The 21,808-nt window shown below is 71.5% G+C and carries 24 protein-coding genes; 13 read left to right on the top strand and 11 right to left on the bottom strand.

Annotation, left to right across the window (positions count from 1 at the left end; genetic code table 11):
- The first annotated feature begins 82 nt into the window (after positions 1-82).
- From MHY85_RS01705 to MHY85_RS01655, 11 genes are all read left to right on the top strand, one after another.
- Positions 83-805 (top strand): response regulator transcription factor, encoded by a 723-nt coding sequence (locus MHY85_RS01705; RefSeq protein WP_147794773.1) that lies wholly within the window; start codon positions 83-85, stop codon positions 803-805.
- Positions 802-1,938, top strand: coding sequence for a cell wall metabolism sensor histidine kinase WalK (locus MHY85_RS01700; protein ID WP_218706753.1), 1,137 nt, complete (start codon positions 802-804; stop codon positions 1,936-1,938). Before MHY85_RS01705 ends, MHY85_RS01700 begins: the two co-directional genes overlap by 4 nt.
- 73 nt (positions 1,939-2,011) lie before the next feature.
- Positions 2,012-2,326, top strand: coding sequence for a glutaredoxin (locus MHY85_RS01695; RefSeq protein ID WP_218706751.1), 315 nt, complete (start codon positions 2,012-2,014; stop codon positions 2,324-2,326).
- 1 nt (position 2,327) lies between these two features.
- A complete protein-coding gene (locus MHY85_RS01690) occupies positions 2,328-3,281 on the top strand; it encodes a cytochrome c biogenesis CcdA family protein (RefSeq protein ID WP_218706750.1) in 954 nt (317 codons plus the stop codon).
- The gene (locus MHY85_RS01685) at positions 3,278-3,904 is read left to right on the top strand and encodes a peroxiredoxin (protein WP_147794770.1); all 627 of its coding nucleotides are present in this window, start codon (positions 3,278-3,280) and stop codon (positions 3,902-3,904) included. Before MHY85_RS01690 ends, MHY85_RS01685 begins: the two co-directional genes overlap by 4 nt.
- Before the next feature lie 19 nt (positions 3,905-3,923).
- Positions 3,924-4,133: a hypothetical protein gene (locus MHY85_RS01680; protein WP_218706749.1), complete on the top strand. Its 210-nt coding sequence runs from the start codon at positions 3,924-3,926 to the stop codon at positions 4,131-4,133.
- Positions 4,134-4,173: 40 nt separating this feature from the next.
- A complete protein-coding gene (locus MHY85_RS01675) occupies positions 4,174-4,791 on the top strand; it encodes a DUF305 domain-containing protein (RefSeq protein WP_147794768.1) in 618 nt (205 codons plus the stop codon).
- Between the two features lie 173 nt (positions 4,792-4,964).
- Positions 4,965-5,240: a DUF2933 domain-containing protein gene (locus MHY85_RS01670; protein ID WP_147794767.1), complete on the top strand. Its 276-nt coding sequence runs from the start codon at positions 4,965-4,967 to the stop codon at positions 5,238-5,240.
- Positions 5,241-5,341: 101 nt separating this feature from the next.
- A complete protein-coding gene (locus tag MHY85_RS01665) occupies positions 5,342-7,525 on the top strand; it encodes a heavy metal translocating P-type ATPase (protein ID WP_218706748.1) in 2,184 nt (727 codons plus the stop codon).
- Positions 7,526-7,819: 294 nt separating this feature from the next.
- Positions 7,820-8,203 carry a helix-turn-helix transcriptional regulator gene (locus MHY85_RS01660; protein ID WP_147794765.1) on the top strand — a complete coding sequence of 128 codons (384 nt, stop codon included), beginning with the start codon at positions 7,820-7,822 and terminating at the stop codon, positions 8,201-8,203.
- Complete coding sequence (locus MHY85_RS01655; protein WP_218706747.1) at positions 8,200-10,137, top strand: cation-translocating P-type ATPase; 1,938 nt, start codon at positions 8,200-8,202, stop codon at positions 10,135-10,137. Before MHY85_RS01660 ends, MHY85_RS01655 begins: the two co-directional genes overlap by 4 nt.
- Positions 10,138-10,403: 266 nt before the next feature.
- On the opposite strand, the gene lnt is transcribed toward MHY85_RS01655, so the two are convergent.
- The 11 genes from lnt to MHY85_RS01600 form a co-directional block, all read right to left on the bottom strand.
- Positions 10,404-11,996, bottom strand: coding sequence for an apolipoprotein N-acyltransferase (gene lnt, locus MHY85_RS01650; RefSeq protein WP_218706746.1), 1,593 nt, complete (start codon positions 11,994-11,996; stop codon positions 10,404-10,406).
- A 175-nt stretch (positions 11,997-12,171) separates the two neighbouring features.
- Positions 12,172-12,678 carry a flagellar basal body-associated protein FliL gene (gene fliL, locus MHY85_RS01645; protein WP_218706745.1) on the bottom strand — a complete coding sequence of 169 codons (507 nt, stop codon included), beginning with the start codon at positions 12,676-12,678 and terminating at the stop codon, positions 12,172-12,174.
- 108 nt (positions 12,679-12,786) lie between these two features.
- Complete coding sequence (locus MHY85_RS01640; protein WP_218706744.1) at positions 12,787-13,422, bottom strand: copper resistance CopC family protein; 636 nt, start codon at positions 13,420-13,422, stop codon at positions 12,787-12,789.
- Positions 13,423-13,535: 113 nt separating this feature from the next.
- On the bottom strand, positions 13,536-14,450 hold the full coding sequence (locus tag MHY85_RS01635; protein WP_239192361.1) for a cytochrome c oxidase assembly protein: 915 nt from the start codon (positions 14,448-14,450) through the stop codon (positions 13,536-13,538).
- 73 nt (positions 14,451-14,523) lie between these two features.
- Positions 14,524-15,021 carry a TlpA disulfide reductase family protein gene (locus tag MHY85_RS01630; protein ID WP_239192358.1) on the bottom strand — a complete coding sequence of 166 codons (498 nt, stop codon included), beginning with the start codon at positions 15,019-15,021 and terminating at the stop codon, positions 14,524-14,526.
- Positions 15,022-15,116: 95 nt separating this feature from the next.
- Positions 15,117-16,403, bottom strand: a complete 1,287-nt coding sequence (locus tag MHY85_RS01625; RefSeq protein WP_239192355.1) for a M23 family metallopeptidase — start codon at positions 16,401-16,403, stop codon at positions 15,117-15,119.
- Between the two features lie 155 nt (positions 16,404-16,558).
- Complete coding sequence (locus tag MHY85_RS01620) at positions 16,559-17,698, bottom strand: cell wall metabolism sensor histidine kinase WalK (protein WP_218706741.1); 1,140 nt, start codon at positions 17,696-17,698, stop codon at positions 16,559-16,561.
- Positions 17,695-18,396: a response regulator transcription factor gene (locus tag MHY85_RS01615; protein WP_147794759.1), complete on the bottom strand. Its 702-nt coding sequence runs from the start codon at positions 18,394-18,396 to the stop codon at positions 17,695-17,697. The genes MHY85_RS01620 and MHY85_RS01615 overlap by 4 nt, the downstream gene beginning before the upstream one ends.
- 63 nt (positions 18,397-18,459) lie before the next feature.
- Complete coding sequence (locus MHY85_RS01610; RefSeq protein ID WP_210417389.1) at positions 18,460-18,963, bottom strand: isoprenylcysteine carboxylmethyltransferase family protein; 504 nt, start codon at positions 18,961-18,963, stop codon at positions 18,460-18,462.
- The gene (locus MHY85_RS01605) at positions 18,960-19,880 is read right to left on the bottom strand and encodes a cation diffusion facilitator family transporter (protein WP_239192352.1); all 921 of its coding nucleotides are present in this window, start codon (positions 19,878-19,880) and stop codon (positions 18,960-18,962) included. The genes MHY85_RS01610 and MHY85_RS01605 overlap by 4 nt, the downstream gene beginning before the upstream one ends.
- On the bottom strand, positions 19,877-20,251 hold the full coding sequence (locus MHY85_RS01600; RefSeq protein WP_218706793.1) for a metalloregulator ArsR/SmtB family transcription factor: 375 nt from the start codon (positions 20,249-20,251) through the stop codon (positions 19,877-19,879). Before MHY85_RS01600 ends, MHY85_RS01605 begins: the two co-directional genes overlap by 4 nt.
- Positions 20,252-20,456: 205 nt before the next feature.
- Here MHY85_RS01600 and MHY85_RS01595 point away from each other — a divergent pair, with 205 nt between their 5' ends.
- Together MHY85_RS01595 and MHY85_RS01590 are read left to right on the top strand one after the other, a co-directional pair.
- Positions 20,457-21,164: a thioredoxin domain-containing protein gene (locus MHY85_RS01595; protein WP_218706739.1), complete on the top strand. Its 708-nt coding sequence runs from the start codon at positions 20,457-20,459 to the stop codon at positions 21,162-21,164.
- Complete coding sequence (locus tag MHY85_RS01590; RefSeq protein WP_239192350.1) at positions 21,161-21,796, top strand: vitamin K epoxide reductase family protein; 636 nt, start codon at positions 21,161-21,163, stop codon at positions 21,794-21,796. The genes MHY85_RS01595 and MHY85_RS01590 overlap by 4 nt, the downstream gene beginning before the upstream one ends.
- Positions 21,797-21,808 lie beyond the last annotated feature (12 nt).

The following is a 21,808-nucleotide window of genomic DNA, read 5'->3' as shown; positions in this document are numbered from 1 at the left end:
GTCGATGAAGTTTCGATCAGGAAGTTCCCACACGATCCGCGCGGTGCTCGTCGAGGTGCGGGCTCCTGGCCACAATGGCCGCATGACACCGCCCGAGGCCACGATGCGCGCCGTCGTGATCGACGACGAGCAGGCGCTGGCCTCCGTCGTCGGCGGTTACCTCGAGCGGGAGGGCTTCGAGGTGTCCTTGTGCCACGACGGCAGCGCCGCGGTCGCCCTGCTGCGTGAGGTCGACCCGGACGTGGTGGTCCTCGACCTCGGGCTGCCGGGGGTCGACGGCGTGGAGATCTGCCGGCAGCTGCGCACGTTCTCCGATTGCTACGTCGTCATGCTCACCGCGCGCAGCGACGAGGTCGACACCTTGATCGGGCTGTCCGTGGGGGCGGACGACTACATGACCAAGCCGTTCAGCCCGCGGGAGCTGATGGCCCGGATCCGCGTCATGCTGCGTCGCCCGCGCCGAGCCGCTCCTGCAGACCAGGGCTCCGCGCCGGTCGAGACCCGCAGGGTCACCGTCGGTGGCCTCGTCCTGGATCTGGACGCGCGCGAGGTCGAGGTCGACGGCGAGCCGGTCGTCCTGACCCGCTTGGAGTTCGACGTGCTGGCCGCGCTGGCCTCGCGACCCGGCGTCGTGTTCTCCCGGCCCGCGCTGATCCGCGCCGTCTGGGGCGAGGGCTGGGTGGGCGACGAGCACCTGGTCGACGTCCACGTGCTGCACGTGCGCCGCAAGCTCAAGGACACCGCTCAGCAGCAACGGTTCGTGCGCACCGTCCGCGGGGTGGGGTACCGGATGGGACCCGGATGAGGACGCGCGAGGCGATCGGCCCCGGCAGCATCGGGCGGCGGCTGCTGGTCTCGATCGTCCTGGTGCTCGTGGCCGCCGCGGCCACGGCCTGGCTGGTGGCGACGCTCGTGGGGCCGGCCTTGTTCCACGAGCACCTGGTGCAGGCCAACATCGCCGACCACGAGCTCGCCGACCTGCACATCGAAGAGGCGTTCCAGTCGGCGAGCACCATCGCCCTCGGCCTGGCGATGGTCGTCGCGGGCGTCACCGCCCTGACGGTCAGCGTGGTCCTGACGCGCCGTGTGGGGCGCTCGGTCTCCCAGATGGCCCGCGCCGCCGCGCAGGTCGGCTCCGGCCGGTTCGACGCCCGGGTCCCGCTGCCGGGCATCGGTGTCGAGTTCGACCAGCTTGCTGGGTCGTTCAACACCATGGCCGCCCACCTCGAAGCCGACGAACGACTGCGTGAGCGGCTGCTGACCGACGTCGCCCACGAGCTGCGAACCCCGGCGGCGACCCTCACCGCCTACGTCGAAGCGCTTGAGGACGGCGTGCGCGTCCTGGACACCGAGACGATCACCGTTCTGAACGACCAGGCCCAGCGCCTGACCCGACTCGCCAGCGACCTCGCCGCGGTCACCCGCGCCGAGAGCGGAGAGCTCGACCTTCACCTCGCCGACGTCCCCGCCGGCGAGCTCGTCGAGGCCGCCGCGCTCGTCGCACGCGAGCGAGCCGAGACCGCCGGCGTCACCCTCACCACCCAGAACGGCGCCGACGCCGGGGTCGTGCGGGTCGACCGCGTCCGCATGGCGCAGGTGCTGGACAACCTCGCGGTGAACGCGATCCGCCACACGCCCGCCGGCGGACGCATCATCCTCTCTGCCGGTCGCCGCGACGCCACCACGATCGAACTGACCGTCACCGACACCGGCGAGGGCATCGCCGCCGAGCACCTGCCGCACCTGTTCGAGCGGTTCTACCGCGTCGACAGCGCCCGCGACCGCCGCCACGGTGGATCGGGCGTCGGCCTGGCGATCTGCCGGGCGCTCGTCCAGGCCCATGGCGGAACGATCGACGCAGCCAGCGAAGGCCTCGGTCGCGGCTCGCGGTTCTCCGTCCGACTGCCGGACGCGACCACCACCGCTACTCGCGCCTGACCGACGGCAGGCTTCATCGAAACTTGATGCACGCGTGATCGTCGGCGCAGGTGGTGCGCGGGACCGTGGTGGCATGCCCAGCACGCCCGGCCAGTTGAAGAGCCTGACCGACCCGGTCGTCACGGTGGTGCGCTCACCCGCATGCCACCTCTGCGACGCCGCACTCGACACCCTCGACCGGCTGCGCGAGCGCACACCGCTGCGCTTGCGGGTTCTCGAGGCACGGTCCGACGAGGGGCAGCAGCTGGTCGCCGAGCACCGTGCGGCGATGAGCCCACTGGTTCTGCTCGACGGGGAGTTCGTCAGCTCCGGGCGACTGCGCACCGGGCACCTTCTCGACCTGCTTCGCCAGCGCGGCGCCGACGTCCCGCTGACCGCGGTGCGCTGAGATGGGTTCGGAGCTGCTGACGACCGGCAGCGTTCTGGCGGCGTTCTTCGCCGGCGGCGTCGCGCTGTTCGCGCCGTGCTGCATCGTGTTCCTCGCGCCGAGCTACCTCGCCGGCGCCGTCAAGAACCGGCGGTGGCGGCTGCTGCCCCTGACGTTCGTGTTCGCCGCCGGCCTGGCGACCGTCCTGCTGCCCATCACCCTCGGGGTCAGCATGGTCGCCGGCGCGATCGCCCGGTACCACGCGCCGCTGTACTACGCCGGCGGCGCCCTGATGCTCGCGCTCGCCGCGCTCGCGCTGTCAGGGCGCATGTGGTCGCTGCCGAGCGCGCTGCGCGCCCCCGACACCCGCGGAGGGGACACCGCGAGCTTCTTCGCCCTGGGCGTCTTCTCCGGGATCGCCTCCAGCTGCTGCGCACCCGTGCTCGCCGGCGTGATGACGCTGTCCGCACTGTCGGGGTCGCCAGCCGGTGGGCTGCTGCTGGGCCTGGCGTACGTCTTCGGGATGGTCTTCCCGCTGTTCGTGATGGCACTGATCTGGGACAAGGCCCGGCTACGGGACCGGACCTGGCTGAGCCCCAGGACCGTCCGGCTGCGCCTGGCCGGCCGCACGCTCACCACGAGCACCTTGAACATCGCCGTCGCAGCCGGGTTCACGGTCATGGGTGTCGCCGTGATCCTGCTCGCCGGCAGCCCGGACATGACCCGAGGAACCCAGGCGCAGGCCGCGATCGGCCGCACCCTGACCTCCGTGTTCTCCCGGTTCGAGGACTGGACCTCCCCGGTCCCCGAGCCCGTGCTCGGACTGGCGCTGGTCGCCCTGGCCGCACTGTTCGTGTGGGGCACCTTGTCCGAGCGCCGGCGCGCACGCACCACCCGGCCCGAGACCACTCCCGAGCAGCGACCCACGGGCGAGGCGAGCTGCCACGAGCACGACACCGAAGGAGCACACCGATGACCTCCGCCACGGCCGCCCGCAAGCAGCGCGCCGCCGCCCTCGCCCAGGTCCGGCACGACCAGCAGCGGCACGACCGGCGACGCAGGATCGTCATCACCACCGCCTCTGCCGCACTGGTCGTCCTCGTGATCGCCGTGGTCACCGCCGCGTTGCTGTCCTCGCGCGAGGTCACCTCCACCGAGGCCGGACCCGCTCCCGACTTCACGCTCAAGAGCACCGACGGCTCCACCGTGAGCCTGTCGGACTTCCGCGGCACCCCGGTCGTCCTGTACTTCAACGAGGGCGCCGGCTGCGGATCCTGCCTGCAGCAGATGGGTGAGATCGAGAAGGACCCCGCCTTCGTCGACGCCGGCATCACCGTCCTGCCGATCGTCATGAACACCGCCGAGCAGATCAGCGCCGACATGGCCACCTACGGCGTCACGACCCCCTTCCTGCTCGACGACGGCACCGTCTCCGAGCAGTACGGGACGCTCGGCACCGGCATGCACGCAGGACTCCCCGGCCACAGCTTCGTCCTCGTCGACGCCGACGGCACCCGCCGCTGGTCCGGCAACTACCCCTCCATGTGGCTGGCCCCCGGCGACCTGCTCAAGCAGGTCCAGGCCAACCTGCCCGCCTGACCCACCCAAGGAGACGCCCATGAGCGACCAGTGCTGCCAGTTCACGATGACCGACGAGGACGAGCTCGACCGTCCGGACGACACCGCCGCGGAGCAGACCGCGAGCCCCCAGGCGGGGTGCTGCGGCGCCGACACCCAGGTCGGCACCACCACGGCACCGGCCGGGAGCAGCTGCTGCGGCGGCCCCACCGCCACCGGCGCCCCGAGCATGACCGCGCCCGTCGCCTGACCTGCAGCGCGACGAGCCAGCCCTACCCGAAGGAGTCCCCATGTCCCCGAAGAAGCGCCACACGCTCGCAGTCGCTGCGGCGTCGCTGGCCCTCGGAGTCGTCCTCAGCGCCTGCTCCAACGGTGCCGAGACCACCAGCGGCGAGCAGCCCAGCACCAGCACATCCGACGCGGCGGCCACGTCCCAGGAGCACAACGACGCGGACACCGAGTTCGCGCAGATGATGATCCTGCACCACCAGGGCGCCATCGAGATGGCCGCCATGGCTGAGGGGCGCGCTCAGAGCGAAGAGGTCCAGCAGCTGTCCAGCGACATCCAGTTCGCCCAGCAGCCCGAGATCGACCTCATGACCTCCTGGCTGGAGACCTGGGGCGAGGAGCCGTCCAGCAGTGATGACGACATGGGTGGCATGGACCACTCCAGCGGCCACACCGGCATGGCCGACGACGCCCAGATGCAGCAGCTCCAGGACGCCGGCGCGGACTTCGACCGGATGTTCCTGGAGATGATGATCGAGCACCACCAGGGCGCGATCACCATGTCCGAGCAGGAGCAGGCCAACGGCCTGAACAAGGACGCACTCGCCCTGGCCGGGACGATCATCGGCGACCAGACCGAGGAGATCGCGAAGATGAAGCAGATGCTCGCCGACATGTGAGCACCCACGACGCAGCGCCACCGGGACACCCCCTTGCCCCGGTGGCGCTGCTTTGTCCGTGCCAAGCTCGTCGGTTTCATCGACGCTTCACCAGCAATGAAGGGCTGCCGCCACCCGGCACGTCGAGGATCGAGATCGGGCGACAACCTGACATCGAGTAGACGGAGCAACACGTGATCAAGCACCACCTCAAGCACATGGCCATCGCCGCAGCCGTTGTCCTCGCGCTGCTGCTCGCACTTGGCGTCGACCTGTCCGGCGCCCTGCGATACGCCTTGCTCCTGGCGTGCCCACTCGGGATGGTCGCGATGATGCTGCTCATGGGGCGCGGGCGCAGCGGGCACGGCACTCCGCCCCACCCGCACGCCGGAACACGCCCGGCGGTCACCGACGAGGTGCCGCTCGACGGCACCAGCCGGCCACAAGGCGACCACGAACGCATCTCCTGACGTCCCGGCATACCCCTCGGTGGAATACCCCCGGGGGGTATGCGGTTGCAGGGGTCGAGCGCCATCACCACGTGGACCAGTCGACGAGAGAGGCCACCGACATGAGCCGCGACGACCACACCCAGCACCACCCCGGCGAGCCGGACCACATCCGCCACGACAACCAAGCCACGCACCCGCAAGCGGCACAGCCGATGCGCGAGGACGCAGCCGACCTGCCGCACGAGGGGCACCACGGGCACGCGATGACCGCGACCCGCGTCCACCAGGACGACCACGGTCACGACCCGCACTCCGCTCACGAAGGCCACGGCGGACATGGCGGTCACGGCGGTCACGCGGGTCACGTGGAGAAGTTCCGGCGGCTGTTCTGGGTGATGCTCGTGCTCGCGGTCCCGGTAGTGGCGACCAGCGGCATGTTCGCGATGGTGCTGGGCTACGAGCTGCCCGACCTCGCGTGGCTGTCGTGGATCTCGCCGGTGCTCGGCACCGTGATGTTCGCCTGGGGAGGCGCGCCCTTCCTGACCGGAGCGGCCGAAGAACTGAGGTCCCGGCGTCCCGGGATGATGCTGCTCATCGCCCTGGCGATCACCGTCGCCTTCGTCGCGTCCTGGCTCTCGACCCTCGGGGTCGTCGCGCACGAGCTCGACTTCTGGTGGGAGCTCGCGCTGCTCATCGTGATCATGCTGCTCGGCCACTGGATCGAGATGCGGTCCCTCGCGCAGACCACGTCCGCCCTGGACTCCCTGGCCGCACTCCTGCCCGACGAAGCCGAGCGGGTCGAGGGAGACGACGTCGTGCGGGTCGCCCCGTCGGAGCTCACCGTGGACGACGTCGTGCTCGTGCGTCCCGGTGCTCGCGTCCCCGCCGACGGCGCGGTCATCGACGGCGCCGCCGAGATGGACGAGTCCATGGTCACCGGCGAGTCACGCACCGTGCGTCGCACCACCGGGGACCACGTCGTGGCCGGCACCGTCGCGACGGACTCCGCGCTGCGGCTGCGCGTGACCGCCGTCGGGGAGGACACCGCCCTCGCTGGCATCCAGCGCCTCGTGCTCGAGGCGCAGAACTCCTCCTCGCGCGCCCAGCGCCTGGCTGACAGCGCGGCAGCCCTGCTGTTCTGGTTCGCGCTCGGCGCCGCCGCGATCACCGCGTTCGTCTGGTCGCTCCTCGGGATGCCCGACGCAGCCGTGATCCGCACCATCACCGTCCTGGTGATCGCCTGCCCCCACGCCCTCGGCCTGGCCATCCCGCTGGTGGTGTCGATCGCCACCGAGCGCGCCGCCCGCGGCGGCGTCCTGGTCAAGGACCGCCTGGCCCTGGAGAGCATGCGCACGGTCTCCACCGTCGTGTTCGACAAGACCGGCACCCTGACCAAGGGCCAGCCCACCGTCACCGAGGTCCTCCCCGCGAACGGCTTCGCGCGCGACGACGTCCTGGCGATGGCCGCCGCGGCCGAGGCCGACAGCGAGCACCCGCTCGCCCGCGCGATCGTCACCGCCGCAGCGCAGGTGCTTGTGCCCGCGGCGAGCGACTTCACGTCCTCGCCAGCTGTCGGCGTCCGGGCGTCGGTCGCAGGCCGCACCGTCGAGGTCGGCGGACCGAACCTGCTGCACGAGCGCGACGTCACCGAGCTCGACGGCGTCGAGCAGTGGCGCGCTCAGGGAGCGATCATCCTGCACGTCCTGGTCGACGGGCAGGTCGCCGGCGCCCTGAAGCTCGCCGACGAGATCCGCGAGGAGTCCCGCGCAGCGATCCGTCAGCTCCACGACCGCGGCGCCGACGTCGTCATGATCACCGGCGACGCCGAAGCCGTCGCACGCACCGTGGCGACCGAGATCGGCATCGACCGGGTCTTCGCCGGCGTGCGACCCGAGGACAAGTCCGCCAAGGTCTCCGAGCTGCAGCGCGAGGGCCGCACGGTCGCGATGGTCGGCGACGGCGTCAACGACGCACCCGCGCTCGCGCAGGCTGACGTCGGCATCGCGATCGGCGCAGGCACCGACGTCGCGATCGCCTCGGCCGGGGTGATCCTCGCCAGCGACGACCCGCGATCCGTGGTGTCAGTCATCGACCTATCTTCCGCGAGCTACCGCAAGATGAAGCAGAACCTGTGGTGGGCCGCCGGCTACAACCTCATCGCCGTCCCGCTCGCAGCAGGTGTCCTCGCGCCCGTCGGGTTCGTGATGCCGATGTCCGTCGGCGCGATCCTCATGTCGGTCTCCACGATCGTCGTCGCGCTCAACGCGCAGCTGTTACGCCGACTTGACCTTCGGCAGCGCTGACAGGTCTCCGGCAACAGACGGTGGGTGCCGCCAGGTGCACCTGCTTCGATTGCTACTCACACCCGTCACCACCGCTTGACGGTGGGTCCGTGCGCGCCACTTCCGGGCTCGTCTCGAGGGCGAGTGAACCGACCGTCGTGGTGCTCAGAGACCTGCTCGGGACTGGACGCCGTCGCCTCGGCAGGCTCGGCATCTCATGCTGGGTACGAGTGGCGGCCGCGGGGGCGCCCGACCCTCTTCCAACCGATTTCGACCCCGACCCTATGATCGACGCACATCGTTTATTATCGACACATGCAGATCACCAAGGTGTCCGAGTGCTCCGCTTCAGTCGAGGGTGTGGAGCCAGGGGTTGCCCTGTTCCGGTCGTTGGCCGACCCAGCGCGGCTGGCGATCGTCCGACGCCTGGCGACCGGTGAGGCGCGGGTAGCCGAGCTGACCCGGGATCTGGGGCTGGCTCAGTCGACGGTCTCCTCGCACGTGGGCTGTCTGCGCGACTGCGGCCTGGTCGAGGGCCGGATGGAGGGTCGGCGGGTGTACTACTCGTTGGCGCGCCCGGAGCTTCTGGACATGCTGGCTGCCGCGGAGGTCCTTCTGGCGGCGACCGGCAACCTGGTCGCGCTCTGCCCGCGGTACGGCACTGAGGCTTCGCTCGAGGGTGTGGAGGTCGTCCGATGAGCGACGCGTGCGGCTGCTCCGATGACGCCGACGGGACCGAGGTCGAGGAGGCTGAGGAGTCCACGAGCCTGTGGCAGGTGAGCGAGATCCGCGCGGCCGCGCTCGCCGCGGTGGTGCTCGGTGCCACCTGGCTGGTCTCCCGTGCCGACGTGCCGCACTGGATCGTGCTCGCCGGTGAGGCCGCGGCGCTGATCATCGCCGCGTCCACGTTCGTCCCCGGGACCCTGCGCAGGCTGCGCAAGGGCCGGATCGGCGTCGGCACCTTGATGACGATCGCGGCAGTGGGCGCGGTGATCCTGGGCCAGGTGGAGGAAGCTGCGATGCTGGCGATCCTCTACTCCATCTCCGAGGGCCTGGAGGAGTACTCCCTGGCCCGCACCCGGCGCGGGCTGCGAGCGTTGCTCGACCTGGTGCCGACCGAGGCCACAGTCCTGCGAGAGGGGCGACCCGTCACGGTCGAGCCGGCGACCCTGGCCATCGGCGAGGTCCTGCTCGTACGTCCCGGAGAGCGCATCGCCACCGACGGGGTGATCCGCAGCGGCGCGACTGCGCTGGACGTCTCAGCGCTGACCGGAGAGTCCGTCCCGGTCGAAGCCGGTCCCGGGCACACCGTGCTGGCGGGTTCCATCAACGGCACGGGCGCACTGGAGGTCGAGGTCACCACGACCGCCGAGGACAACTCCCTCGCTCGGATCGTGCACATCGTCGAGGCCGAGCAGGCACGCAAGGGCGGCGGGCAGCGCCTGGCTGACGCGATCGCCTCCCGGCTGGTCCCCGGGATCCTGATCGCGGCAGCACTCATCGCCGTCGTCGGTGCCCTGGCGGGCGACCCGACGCTGTGGATCGAGCGCGCGCTCGTCGTGCTGGTCGCGGCGTCGCCCTGCGCGCTGGCGATCTCCGTTCCGGTGACCGTGGTCGCTGCGGTGGGCGCCGCCACCAAGGGTGGAGTGCTGGTCAAGGGTGGCGCTGCGCTTGAGGAGCTCGGGAAGATTCGATCGCTGGCCCTGGACAAGACCGGCACGCTGACCGCCAACGCCCCGGCGGTGGTGGACGTGGTCGCGGCCTTCGGCCACACCCGCGACGAGCTGCTGGCCGTGGCCGCCGGGCTGGAGTCGCGCAGCGAGCACCCGCTGGCGCGGGCCATCCTCGCGGCGACCACTGACCGACCGGACGTCCAGGACGTGGCCGCGGTCACCGGCTCTGGGATCACTGGCAGCCTCGACGGACAACCGGTCCGTCTAGGTCGACCCGGGTGGATCGAGGCCGGGCCCCTGCGTGCGGACATCGCACGGATGCAGGAGCGGGGCGAGACCGCCGTGCTGGTCGAGACGGCCGGCGAACTGCTCGGTGCGATCGGCGTACGCGACGAGCTGCGCCCCGAAGCCGCCGCCGTCGTGCGCGAGCTGACCGGGGCCGGCTACGACGTCGCGATGCTCACGGGAGACAACGATCGAACGGCGCGCGCCTTGGCGGCTGAGGCTGGGATCAGCGATGTGCATGCCGAGCTGCGCCCAGAGGACAAGGCCGACATCGTCCGAGAGCTGTCGTCCCGTCGCCCGGTCGCGATGGTGGGTGACGGGGTGAACGACGCGCCGGCGTTGGCCACTGCGAACATCGGCATAGCTATGGGCGCCATGGGCACCGACGTCGCGATCGAGACCGCCGACGTCGCGCTCATGGGCAACGACCTGCACCATCTGCCCCGAGTCCTCGCGCACGCCCGGCGGACCCGCGTGATCATGTGGCAGAACGTCGCATTCTCGCTCGCCTTGATCGGCGTGCTCATCCCCCTAGCGCTCTTCGGTGTCCTCGGCCTGGCGGCCGTCGTCCTCGTGCACGAGGTCGCGGAGGTCTTCGTGATCGCCAACGGCGTCCGCGCGGGCCGCTACAAGGCGCGCGTGGCCGTGCCGCAGCGCCAGGAGCTCGCCGCTTAGCCCGTCCGGCCCTGATCTTCGGTGTTCCCCGCCACGACCCGGTGTCCGCCGCGGGGAACACCGAAGATGCTGGCGACGGGACGAGCCACTTCAGGACAGACGGGACTTGACCCCGCACCCGACTGCTGTGCGGGGTAGGCGCTGCCGGTTCTGGGCCTTCAGCGCGCAGGTCATGACCGGACGGCGCTGAGCGCCTCACCGTGAGAGCGCTGGCCCGCGCCGACGCCACAGTCCACGGGCCGGCGCTCCTCGGCATCGCCCCCAGATCAGTCTTCGCCTGGTCCGTTCGGCTTCCGACGGCATCTACCGACTCGTCCGAGACCACCAGTGACTGCCCCGAACGACAGGATCCACGCAGCCACGGTCGGGGCATCCGCAAGACGATCGGCGATCGTGAGTGTCGTCCGCAACGGCAGACGCTCGGTCATCGTGTCGCTGGTGAACAGGGACGTACGGTCGAGGATTGTTCCGTCAGGCGCGATGATCGCACTCACCCCGACGGTGGAGATCTGGACGGCCGCTCGGCCGTGTTCCACAGCCCGTAGCCGCGTCATCGCCAGTTGCTGCGTGGACTGGGCGGTGCGCCCGAAGGAGGCGTTGTTCGTCGGGACCAGGAGTATCTCCGCACCCCGCCGCACTGCGTCGCGCACGACGTCGTCGTAGGCGACCTCGAAGCAGATGACGGTCGCGGCGAGGACGTCTCGCGAGAGCCGGGTCGAGGGCACGGGCAGCAGCGCGGGCTCCTGGCCGGCGACCATGTCGACCGCAACCCGGTCCACCTCCGTCGAGAACAGGCGGACGAACCTTCGCAGGGGGATGTACTCGCCGAATGGCGCCGGTCGTTGCTTGGTGTACGCGGCCACCGGTCCCGACGCCGGGTCCCACACGAGGACGTCGTTGTACCGGGCGTCCGGTTCGTACCTCATTGCCCCGAGCAGCACGGGCGCCCCGGCCGAGTCGGCGGCGTCCTGGACACGTGCCGCCGCGCCCGCGTCGGTCCGCGGGTCAATGTCGGTGGCGTTCTCGGGCCAGACCACGAGGTCCAGCGGCTCGGACTGCCTGCCGGCGACCGCGCGTGTTCCCTCGACGTGGTTGTCGAGCACCTCGCGGGCACGGCCTCGTCCCGGGTCTTCGGGGACGTTCCCCTGGACGGCGCCCAGCCGCAGCTCGCCCGTCTCCGGTTGCGTCGGAAGCGCATTGAATGTTCCCGGCGTCAGCGCCGCGGCGGTTGCCGCGATCACGGTCACCACCCGGCGTGGCTGACGGTGCCTCGCCGCGAGCAGGACCGCGGACAGCGCGTACCCGCCGAGGGCGACGGCGAACGACAGTCCGGGTGCACCGGCTAGCGACGCGATCGGCAGCAGCGGGCCGTCGACCTGTGAGAAGGCAAGACGTCCCCATGGGAAGCCGCCGAACGGCAGCACCGACCGGACCTGCTCGCCGGTGACCCACACGGAAGCGAACACCACCGCACCCAGGCCGGGAACCCTCACGACGAACGCCGCCCGCCGGGCCAGGGACCACGCCATCCCGGTGACCGCGACCACGGCGGCCTCGAGAACCGACAGCGCGACCCACGCGAGCGGTCCCGCTGCTTCGCGCGCCCAGCTCAGATGGGGCAGGAAGAACGCCGCTGCCCACCCGAACCAGACGAGCGCAGTCGACCCCACGCCGAGGCGGCGAGATGCCAGGACGAGAACGCCGATCCCGGCGAAGGCCACCGGCCACCATCCGCGCTCAGGGAACGCTGCGCTGGTCAGCGCCCCTCCCGCCGCGGCGCACAGCAACGCCCGAACTGGCCGAGTGACCTTGCCCGTCTCGACCGTGCTCGCCGTCGCGGCCGGGAGCACGGCAGGCATGTCCGGCACGGCTCCTGGGGCGGGAAAACGACGGATGGGCCCCGCGGCGGCGGGGGGCTCGGATCCATCGAGCGCTACCGCCGCGGGGTGTTCTCACCGTAAGCGCTGGGTGCTCTCACGGACCGCCGGCGGTGGTTGAGGTTCGATGAAGACTCCGGCAGGGTCTCGGGGGCGGTCACTGGTAGACGAAGTTGCTGAAGTACACGTCGACGACCTCTCCCTCGTAGACCTCGGTCAGCTGGGTCGCGAGCTCGTTCTTGAGTGCGTCCCTGCCCTCGGGGGTGTTCAGCTCGTCGATCGACCGCTGGGAGAACAACGCGATCGCGAGATCCAGCGCCTTGACGGTGTCGACGTCCTCGGCCACCTCGGCGGTGAGCTGCAGGCCGAGGCCCAGACGCAGGTAGCGGCCGTTCGCGAGGTTGATGCTGATCGGTTCGACCGCCTGCACGGTGCCGAGCTCGACTTCCGCCGGTTCCGCTTCCGATGCAGCGTTCCCGCGAAGCAGGTACCAGGCCACGCCCGCCACGGCGACGAGGATCGCGACGAGCACGAGGGTGCGTCTGCTGCGCTTGGCCGGTGTCGGTACGGGCGCGGGCGTGGGCTGGGAGTCGGTGCTCGCCGACGATGATGGTCGCTGGCCACCGATCCTGCTGCTGGAACCGATGATTCGCTGTTCGGGCATGCGCCCCTCCTCGCTGCTGGCACGCGCGCGGTGCGGTGCAGCGACTGGATCGTCCCTGGCAGGTCCGTCGGTGAGGGGCCGGCTGATGAAGATCCGACTAAGCTGGGATCACCGGTCGCCGTGCTCCAGGTCCTCGCCCCGGGTCCCGAAGTTGCGTCGGCGCAGGCGCAGCGCGACCACGACGAGTGCGCCGGCTGCGGCAGCGATCGCGACCAGGGCGATGATCGAGGTCGGGCCCCACTGCCAGGAGATCTCCTCCTCGTCCATGCCGCTCGGCGCGGCGGTCTCTGCAGTGTTCTCGGCGCTCGGTGCGGTGGTCTCCTGGATCGGTTCCGGCTCTGGATGGGTGGATCCCTCGTCGACCGACGCCTGGACGCCGGTACCGGCCGAGGCCGTGAACGTGAGTTCACCGGACAGCGGGTGCCCGTCGGCAGAGGTCACCCGCCACTGGATCACGTAGGTCCCGGCAGGTCGAGTCGCGGACAGGGCCTGGGTGACCGTGACGTCGGCGACCGTGGTTACGCCCTCGCTGACGCGCGCTCCATCGGGACCAACCACCGCGACCTCGGTACCGAGCGCCTGCGGTGCCTCGTTGAACGTGAGCGAGACGGCGTCGGGCGCGACATCGACCGTTGCGCCGTCCGCAGGATCCGAGCCCGTCATCCCCGAGTGCGCGGCGGCCGGACCGGTGGACACGGCAAACGCTGCGAGGGCGAGCACCGGGATCAGCGCGAGGCGGGCCACCGACCGTCGGCGCAGCGGCGTGGGCGTGGGGACGTGGTGCATGTCGGACCTCTCGGGGTGGCGCGGTTGCTAGTGGACGTGGTTCGGAACGGGGACCCGGCGGGACGGGTCGCTCAGGTGGTGCGCCGGTCGCGGGCGGCGAGACCGGCGAGGTAGGCGTTGTAGGCGTCGAGCTCGACGTCGCCGTCCCTGTCTGCGCGGCGGTCGCGCAGCGCGGTGCTGACCGTCTCCTCACGGTGCCAGCGGGACAAGACGATGAGCAGCACGATCAGCGTGGGCAGTTCCCCGTAGGACCAGGCCAAGGCACCGGCGGTCTGCTGGTCGGTGACCAAGTCCACCCCCCAACTAGCTGGCGGGTGCCCGAACGCCGTGACCACGGGCATGGTCGCCATCATCAGTACGACCCCGAAGAACGCGTGCAGCGGCATCTCCACCGCCACGTCCAGCGCACGCCCGGCGTGGCTCTGTCGACGCGGTAGCGGGTCACGCGACAGCACCGGGGCCGCGAACAGCACGCCCGCGACGAGGAGCGCCACCTCCAGGGCCGTGTGCCCGGACCACGAGGACAGCACAACACCGGCGGCGTCGGTTAGGTACAGGCCGTAGAACGCGAGCAGGAACAGCGGCACCGTGACTGCCGGGTGCAACGCTGCGGCGGCGATCGGCGACCGCAGCGCGCGGCGCGCCCCGACCAGGAGCACCCGGCCCGGTCCGTGATGCGGGGCCGCGTGCAGGAGCAGAGTGCCCGGTCGGCCGAGCACCAGCAGGGGAGCGACGAACATCATCAAGGTGAGCTGCTGGAACATGAAGACCGAGAACATCTCGTAGCCGTAGCCCTCGACGCCTGCCCCGGTGACGATCAGCAGCACGACGCACCCGCCGAGGAACGACAGCGTCCGGCTCACGGGCCACCGGTGCCCGCTGCGGTGCCGCAGGATGACGCCGATGACGTAGGCGGAACCGAGAAGCACGGCGATCACCGGCAGCACGGGAACCGGCTGGATCCACGGCGCGAGGTAGGAGGCCATACCCGGCGGGACGGTCGGGATCCGAGCCGGCCCTGAGAAGTCCGCGGGGAGCATCAGGTGTCGCGGCGCCCGGTCACGGCGCACCTGACTCGGCGACGACGTCGTCGACGACGGCGCCGAGGGTGGATTCCTCGGCGAGGCCGACGATTCGTGCGGCGACTCGTCCCTGGCGGTCGAGGATCACGGTGGTGGGAACGGCCTGGAGCGGGATGGTCCCCGACAGGGCGCTGACCGCCGTGCCCCCGGAGTCGTCGATCGACGGGTACGGGATGTCGAAGGTGCGCTCGAACGCCAGCGCCGCGCCCGCGGCGTCCTCGACGTTGATCCCGAGCAGACGAACGCCGTCGTCTGCGCGGTCGCGGGCGAGCGCGGCGAGCGTCGGCGCCTCGCTCCGGCACGGCGGGCACGCGGCGTACCAGGTGTTGAGCACCACGATCTGCCCGAGCCAGTCCGCAGTGTCGACCTGTTCGCCCTGGTACGTCGTGCCGGTGACCGCGACCGGCTCGCCCCGTTCGTCGACGTCCCAGGTCTGGACGCTGCCGTCGCCGGAGACGTAGCCCTGGTTCGGCACACTCGCGCCCGTGGTCTCGGACGGGGCGCACCCGGCCAGCGCCACAACGGCAGTAGCGACAAGTGCCGCTGCGCGGAGAGCAGTACGCATCCTGGTCACCGCCCCAGCAGCGGTGCGGGGTCGACGGTGGAACCGTTCACGTACACCTCGAAGTGCAGATGGCAGGCACCAGACAGGCCCGTGTTGCCGGAGTAACCGATGAGGTCGCCCCGGCGCACCTGCTGACCGGTCGACACGGCAAAGCTCGTGAGGTGGTTCGAGCTGCTCATCATCGGCTGACCGTTCACGGTGCCGTAGTTCAGCATCACCTGATTGCCGAACGTCCCGCGCCGCTGCGCCCACTGCACGGTCGCGTCGCGCGGGGCGTACAGCGGGGTGTTGCAGTAGGTGCGTAGGTCGATCCCGGCGTGCAGGCGCGTGTACCCAAGGATCGGGTGCAGCCGCATGCCGTAGCTGGACGTGACGTACATCGGGTTGATCGAGGTCGGGTTGGCGAAGATCGCACCCGCGCCGTTGGAGGGCGGCGGGGGCGCGGCCGGTTGCTGTGCGCCGGGCGCCGCGGGCGCCGGCTTGGCTGCGGCGGCGCGCTGCTGCTCGGCGATGATGCCGGCGAGCTCTTGCTCGACCGCGGCGCGGTCGCTCTCGACCTGGGCGCGCTCGGCTTCGGCCTGGTTCTTCATGCCGGCTAGGCGCTGCTGGGTTGAGCGCTGGTCGGCGATCAGGTCCTCGATCTCCTGCTCACGCGTCGCTGCGGCGGCGCGAGCCTGGTCGGCGCGCACAACCTCGGCCTCGGCCTCGGCCTTCAGCTCGCCGATCCGATCGGTGACGGCGGTCAGACGGGTCTGTGCGTTCCGGGCGTCGCCGGCGAGGTCGGCAAGCTCCTGGACGAGCTCGCGCTGGGCGCGCTGCGCGGTCGCGGCGGCCTGGTAGCGGCGGTTGAAGTCATCGACGCTCTGGGCGTCGAGGACCACCGCGATGGCGGACATGTCACCCCCGCCCTGGTACGCCTGGCGCGCGAGTTGGCCGATGCTGTCCCGGACGTCTTGGTCGCGTGCGGCGTTCTCGGTCAGGTCGGCGCTGATGCTGTCGCGCTGGTCCGTGGCGTCGACGAGGCGGGCCTGCACGAGCTCGGCGCGCCGTTCGGCGCCGGCCAGTTCGTCCTGTGCGGTCCTGAGCTCCTGCTGGGCGGCGGGCAGCCGGGCCTCGGTCGCTGCGAGATCGCTGACGGCCTGCGCGAGGTCGGCGGACAGGCCCTCGATCGACGCCTGCAGGTCCTCGGCGCGGCGCTGGGCGGCGTCAGCGCGTTCCTGGGCTGCACGTCGCCGGTCGTCGAGGTCGTCAGCTGAGCCCGCTGCGGGGGCGAGAGCCACCAGGACGGCCACGGCGACCAGGGTCGCGGTTGCGCGGCGCCACAGACGCGGGGGGCGGGCAACGGGTCGACGCATGCGGGATTCCTGTCGTGGAACGCGAGGGCGCGACCACGGTAGGCCGGGGCGTCGACGACGCAGCGGCGCGGGGGCGCGCCTTCAGCGTTCCTTCATCTGGCGCTGTCTGCGCCGGCTCGTGCCCGCCGTGCGGGTAGCCGGAGCGTGAAGGTGGCGCCCTGCCCGGCGCCGGGGCTGGCGGCTTCCAACGATCCGTCGTGTGCCTCCGCGAACGCCCTGCTCACCGTCAGCCCGATCCCTGAGCCACCGTGGTCCCGGTCGCGGGCCGCGTCGGCCCGGTAGAACCGGTCGAACACGTGGGACAGGTGTTCCGGGGCGATGCCGTCGCCCGTGTCGTGCACGCCGATGGCGACGGCGTCCCGCTCGGCGCGGACCCGCACGACGACGGCGGCTCCGGGGTCGCTGTGCCGCAGCGCGTTGTCCAGAAGGTTGGCCAGGACCTGCCCGATGCGGTCGCGGTCCACGACGACTGCCGGGGCGCGGGCCGCGGTGTCGACCTGGAGGTACACGCCCTTGGCGGCATAGGCAGGGTTGGCCGCAGCGGCCGCGGCGCGCACCAGGTCCTCCGGGGCGGCGTCCGCGAGGCGCAGCGGCAGGCGCCGCTCCTCGGCGAGTGACACCGCCGAGACGTCCTCCGCGAGCCGGCTCAGCCGGTTCACCTGGTCGCGCAGCACCTGCAGCGTCGCGGCGTCAGGGTCCCGCAGCCCGTCCTCGATCGAGTCGACATACACGGTCAGGGTGGCCAGCGGCGTGCGCATCTCGTGGGCCAGGTCCGCCAGCAGCCGGCGGCGGGTGCCATCGACGTGCTCGAGGCGCTCGGACATCGCGTTCATCGCGGTCGCGACGTCGTCGAACTCGGCGCCCAACCCCGGGACGGGAACCCGGCGGTCATACACCCCACGCGCCACGCTCCCGGCGGCCGCGACGATCGGTTGCAGCGACCGGGTCACTCGCCCCGCGATCCAGATGCTCAACACCGAGGACACGAGCAGCGCGAGCAGCAGGGCCGCGCCCAGCGAGACGCTGCCAGCCGTGCCGAACGCCGCTTCGGCGTGCTCGGTCGCGTCGTCGGACGCGTCCTCGTTGTGCTGCAACAGGTTCTCGTGGAAGATCCCGGGCCCGATCAGCGAGGCGACCAGCCCGGCGGTCGCGACGGTGACCAGCGTGACCGCCGAGAGCGCGACGCTCAGCCGGAGGGCGACCCCCCAGCCCCGCCACGGTGCGCGGCTCATCCGTCGCCCAGCTGGTAGCCGATGCCGCGCACTGTGCGGACGAACCGCTGAGTCGCGGCGTCGTCGCCGAGCTTGCGCCGCAGGTGCAGCACGTGCACGTCGATCAGGCTCTCGTCGCCGAACCAGTTCTCCCCCCGCAGCGCCTCGATCAGCGCGCGCCGCGACATGGCGGTCCCGGCGTTGTCGATCAGGCAGGCGAGCAGGTCGAACTCGGTCGGCGTCAGGTCCACCGCCGCCCCTTCGAGTGTGACCTCGCGGCTGCGCAGGTCCACGCGCAGGCCGCCGATCTCACGCGTCGGCGGTGCCAGCGGGCCGGGTGTGCGAGCGCGTCGCAGCAGCGTGCGGACCCGGGCGAGCAGCTCGCGCGGCCGGAACGGCTTGGTCATGTAGTCGTCCGCACCGGAACGCAGGCCCTGCAGCACCTCCGTCTCGTCCGCGCGTGCGGTGAGCATCACCACGTAGGCGTCGGAGAACTCCCGCAGACGCCGGCACACCTCGATGCCGTCAACTCCGGGCAGGCCGAGGTCGAGCACCACGACGTGCGGCGCGATCGAGCGGGCGGTTTCCAGCGCGTGGGCGCCGTCGCCGACCACGGCCACGTCGTAGCCGTCGGCACGTAGGTAGTCGCCGATGACGGCGGCGAGCACGCTCTCGTCCTCGACGACCAGCACGCGCACGCGTTCGGTGTCAGTGGGCATGCGGCACCTTCGCACGTGTGGTCGGCCGCTTCGAGCGACCCTGGATGGGGCCGGGCGCGGCCTTCATCGGATCTTCATGGAACCGGTAGCGGCGACCACCCGCACTGAGCGCAGGTCGGCCCATCGGGGGACCTCGGCGCAGTACCGCGCGTAGGACTCCCCGAACCGCTCGTCAAGCGCGTCTTCCTCCGCAGTGATCTGCCCGGCCGTGAGCACGGCGACGAACCCGGCCACCGGGGCGAGCGCGGCGGGCGACCGCAGGGCCACCGCGTGCGCGAGCAGTGCCGCGGCCATCCCCAGGTACATCGGGTTGCGGCTGACCCGATTGGCCCCGGTGGTCACGAGCGTGCTTGCCCCCGCCGGGGCGAGGGGGTCGACGGTCGTGCGGGCGCGACGGAATCGGACGAGCGCGTCGCCGAGCAGCCACGCCGCGGTGGCGGCAGGAAGCGCGGCGGCCGCGAGCGAGCCGGGGGTGGGCCGCCTCCCCCGGGAGACCGCCAGCTGCACAGCGCCCGCGACCGCGGCGAACGCCACGGGCGGCATCGCCGTACCGACGCGGCGGCTCATGCGTGCCCGAGGTGCTCGTGCGTGCGGTGCGACGCGGGTTCGATCTGGAACGTGGAGTGCTCGACCGAGATCGGGAAGTGCGAGGTCAGGCAGTCCTGGAGCTGGTCAAGGATGCGGGCGGTGTGCCCGTCGGAGAAGCACTCGTCGTCGACCGTGACGTGCGCCGTGATGACCGGCAGGCCGGTGGCGACCAGGGTCGCGTGCAGGTCGTGCACCGCGCGCACGTGCTCGACGCCCAGCAGGTGGTCGCGCACCGCGTCGAGGTCGAGCCCGGCAGGAGTGGACTCGAGCAGCACGGCGCTGGTCTCGCGGAGCAGCTTGATGGCGCGCGGGACGATGAGCGCGCCGATGAGGAGGCCAGCGATGGCGTCGGCCTGCTGCCAGCCGGTGGTCGCGATGACGACCGCCGCGACGATGACGCCGACCGAGCCGAGCGCGTCGTTGAGCACCTCCAGGAACGCGGCGCGCAGGTTGAAGTTCGCCTTGCGCCCGCTGGCCAAGACCGCGATGGCCGCCACGTTCGCGACCAGGCCGATGATGCCGAACACGATGAGCTCGGTCGACGGCACCTCAGGCGGGGAGAACAGCCGCCGGATCCCCTCGACAAGCACGTACCCGCCGACGGCCAGCAGCACCGCGGACTGCGCCAGCGCGCCCAGCACCTCGGCCCGCCGGTAGCCCCAGGTCCGCCGGGACGTCGCCGGCTTGAGGGAGAGGTGCGCGGCGACGAGCGCCATCGCCAGGCCGGCGGCGTCGGTGAGCATGTGCGCGGTGTCGACCAGCAGTGCGAGGCTACCGGTGATCAGGGCGCCCACGGCCTGTGCGACCAGGACCGTCGAGGTCAGGCCGAACGCGATCGCGAGCCGGCGCCTGTGGTCGCCACCGCCCACGGGCGAGTGGTCGTGCCCGTGGCTCACCGCTGGTCCCCCGCGAGGTGCGCGCACGCGTCCGGGCTCGACCCGCCGCGCAGCAGGTCCTCCGCCGCGCCGACGAGCGTCGCCAGGCGGCCCGGGTCGGCGATCGCGTAGATCGAGGACCGGCCGCGCTGCCGCACGGTGACCAGCCCGCAGTCCCGCAGGCAGGCCAGATGCACGCTCACCGTGGACTGCGCGAGGCCGAGGTGCTCGGTCAGCTCGCGCACCGAGTGCTCCCCGGTGAACAGGTGGCGCAGCATCGTCAGCCGGGCCGGCTCGCCGAGGGCCCGGAACAGCGCGGCGGTCGGGGCCGTGAGCACGGCGTCATCAGCGGAGCGGGCGTCGTTCTCATTATCGACCATTGGGGATGTCATCGTCACACAGCGATGGTAGAGCGTTGTGTGCGACGCGTGCCACACCTCAGGTCGAGCCTTCATCGAATCTCAACCTCCGAGGGCCGATGTGCCGCCTGGGGTCGCCTACCGTGCGACCGGAGGGCAGCGCTCCACCCTCTTCCTCACCACCGCAAAGCCGTGCTCTGCCGCGCGGCCGCGCCTGACGACCCGCAGGAGAGACGCCATGAAGACCGACGCTGCCGCCGCGAACCCCCCGCGGCCGCTGAGTCCGCGCGTGCGCAGCGCCCTGATTGCCGGCGCGCTGGTCGTCGTGGCGATCACCGGCCTGCTGATCTATGCCCTCGCCACCGGCCCCCGGGGGCCGGCGCCTCGGCAGGAGGCCGGGGCGCTGCCCGCGACCCGCGCGGACTCCTACGTCCTCGACGACGCCGGCCCGGGCGCGCCGACGCTCGTCGAGTTCATGGACTTCGAGTGCGAGGCCTGCGGCGCCTTCTACCCCGTGGTGGAGCAGATCCGCGAGCAGTACGCGGGTCAGATCAACTACGTCATCCGCTACTTCCCGATCGAGAGTCACGCCAACGCGATGAACGCCGCGCTGGCGGTGGAGGCGGCGGCGCAGCAGGGCCAGGTCGAGGACATGTACCACCGGATGTTCCAGACCCAGGCTGAGTGGGGCGAGCAGCAGACCTCACAGGCCGACCTGTTCCGTTCGTTCGCCGAGGACCTGGGCCTGGATCTGGCCGCGTACGACGACGCGGTCGCGGACCCGGCGACCCAGGAGCGCGTGCAGCAGGACCTCGACGACGGGCAGGCGCTCGGGGTGCAGGGCACGCCGACGTTCTTCCTCGACGGGCAGCGCCTGGAGCTCAGCAGCGTCTCGGACCTGACCGACGCCCTGGACCGCGCGCTCGACGAGTCGGGCGGCGCGTGACCGCCGTCGCCGCCACCCCCGATACGGTCCTGTTCGAGCCCCGGACAGCCGAGCGGCGCCGCGCCGTCGCCCTGGCGGCCCTCGCCGCGGTTGGGCTCGCTGCGGCGTTCGCCCTGCTCCTCGAGCGGTTCGCGGTCCTGGAGGACCCCACTCACGTCCCGAGCTGCACGCTCAACCCGATCCTGTCCTGCACCTCGGTGATGACCTCGGAGCAGGCGTCGGTGTTCGGCTTCCCCAACCCGCTGATCGGCATCGTGGGCTTCACAGTGGTCCTCACCGCAGCCGCGGGCATGCTCAGTGGCGCTCGGTTCGGCGAGTGGTACTGGCTCGCGCTGCAGGCCGGGGTCACCTTCGGGGTGGTGTTCGTGCACTGGCTCGCGTTCCAGAGCCTCTACCGCATCGGCGCGCTCTGTCCGTACTGCCTGGTGGTGTGGGCGGTGATGATCCCGTTGTTCCTGTCGGTGACGCTGCGCAACCTGCAGCGCTGGCAGCTCTCGCTGACCCGGCCTGCCCGAGCGGCCCTCGCGGTGGCCGTCGACTACCGCTCGACGATCCTCACCGCGTGGTACCTGACGATCGCGCTGCTCGCGCTGCAACGGTTCTGGTTCTACTGGTCCACCCTGCTGCCGTGACCGGGACCCATC

Source organism: Cellulomonas sp. ACRRI, from assembly GCF_022346185.1.
Lineage (GTDB): Bacteria > Actinomycetota > Actinomycetes > Actinomycetales > Cellulomonadaceae > Cellulomonas.
This window is presented reverse-complemented; position numbering and strand designations above follow the sequence as displayed.

What these genes read in the sequence shown, in the direction of transcription:
- MHY85_RS01595 (WP_218706739.1), top strand. Translation starts at nt 20,457, where the DNA reads ATGAAGACCGACGCTGCCGCCGCGAACCCCCCGCGGCCGCTGAGTCCG.
- MHY85_RS01610 (WP_210417389.1), bottom strand. Translation starts at nt 18,963, where the DNA reads ATGAGCCGCCGCGTCGGTACGGCGATGCCGCCCGTGGCGTTCGCCGCG.
- MHY85_RS01660 (WP_147794765.1), top strand. Translation starts at nt 7,820, where the DNA reads ATGCAGATCACCAAGGTGTCCGAGTGCTCCGCTTCAGTCGAGGGTGTG.
- MHY85_RS01665 (WP_218706748.1), top strand. Translation starts at nt 5,342, where the DNA reads ATGAGCCGCGACGACCACACCCAGCACCACCCCGGCGAGCCGGACCAC.
- MHY85_RS01600 (WP_218706793.1), bottom strand. Translation starts at nt 20,251, where the DNA reads ATGACATCCCCAATGGTCGATAATGAGAACGACGCCCGCTCCGCTGAT.
- MHY85_RS01655 (WP_218706747.1), top strand. Translation starts at nt 8,200, where the DNA reads ATGAGCGACGCGTGCGGCTGCTCCGATGACGCCGACGGGACCGAGGTC.
- MHY85_RS01615 (WP_147794759.1), bottom strand. Translation starts at nt 18,396, where the DNA reads ATGCCCACTGACACCGAACGCGTGCGCGTGCTGGTCGTCGAGGACGAG.
- MHY85_RS01620 (WP_218706741.1), bottom strand. Translation starts at nt 17,698, where the DNA reads ATGAGCCGCGCACCGTGGCGGGGCTGGGGGGTCGCCCTCCGGCTGAGC.
- MHY85_RS01705 (WP_147794773.1), top strand. Translation starts at nt 83, where the DNA reads ATGACACCGCCCGAGGCCACGATGCGCGCCGTCGTGATCGACGACGAG.
- lnt (WP_218706746.1), bottom strand. Translation starts at nt 11,996, where the DNA reads ATGCCTGCCGTGCTCCCGGCCGCGACGGCGAGCACGGTCGAGACGGGC.
- MHY85_RS01695 (WP_218706751.1), top strand. Translation starts at nt 2,012, where the DNA reads ATGCCCAGCACGCCCGGCCAGTTGAAGAGCCTGACCGACCCGGTCGTC.
- fliL (WP_218706745.1), bottom strand. Translation starts at nt 12,678, where the DNA reads ATGCCCGAACAGCGAATCATCGGTTCCAGCAGCAGGATCGGTGGCCAG.
- MHY85_RS01680 (WP_218706749.1), top strand. Translation starts at nt 3,924, where the DNA reads ATGAGCGACCAGTGCTGCCAGTTCACGATGACCGACGAGGACGAGCTC.
- MHY85_RS01700 (WP_218706753.1), top strand. Translation starts at nt 802, where the DNA reads ATGAGGACGCGCGAGGCGATCGGCCCCGGCAGCATCGGGCGGCGGCTG.
- MHY85_RS01635 (WP_239192361.1), bottom strand. Translation starts at nt 14,450, where the DNA reads ATGGCCTCCTACCTCGCGCCGTGGATCCAGCCGGTTCCCGTGCTGCCG.
- MHY85_RS01675 (WP_147794768.1), top strand. Translation starts at nt 4,174, where the DNA reads ATGTCCCCGAAGAAGCGCCACACGCTCGCAGTCGCTGCGGCGTCGCTG.
- MHY85_RS01685 (WP_147794770.1), top strand. Translation starts at nt 3,278, where the DNA reads ATGACCTCCGCCACGGCCGCCCGCAAGCAGCGCGCCGCCGCCCTCGCC.
- MHY85_RS01690 (WP_218706750.1), top strand. Translation starts at nt 2,328, where the DNA reads ATGGGTTCGGAGCTGCTGACGACCGGCAGCGTTCTGGCGGCGTTCTTC.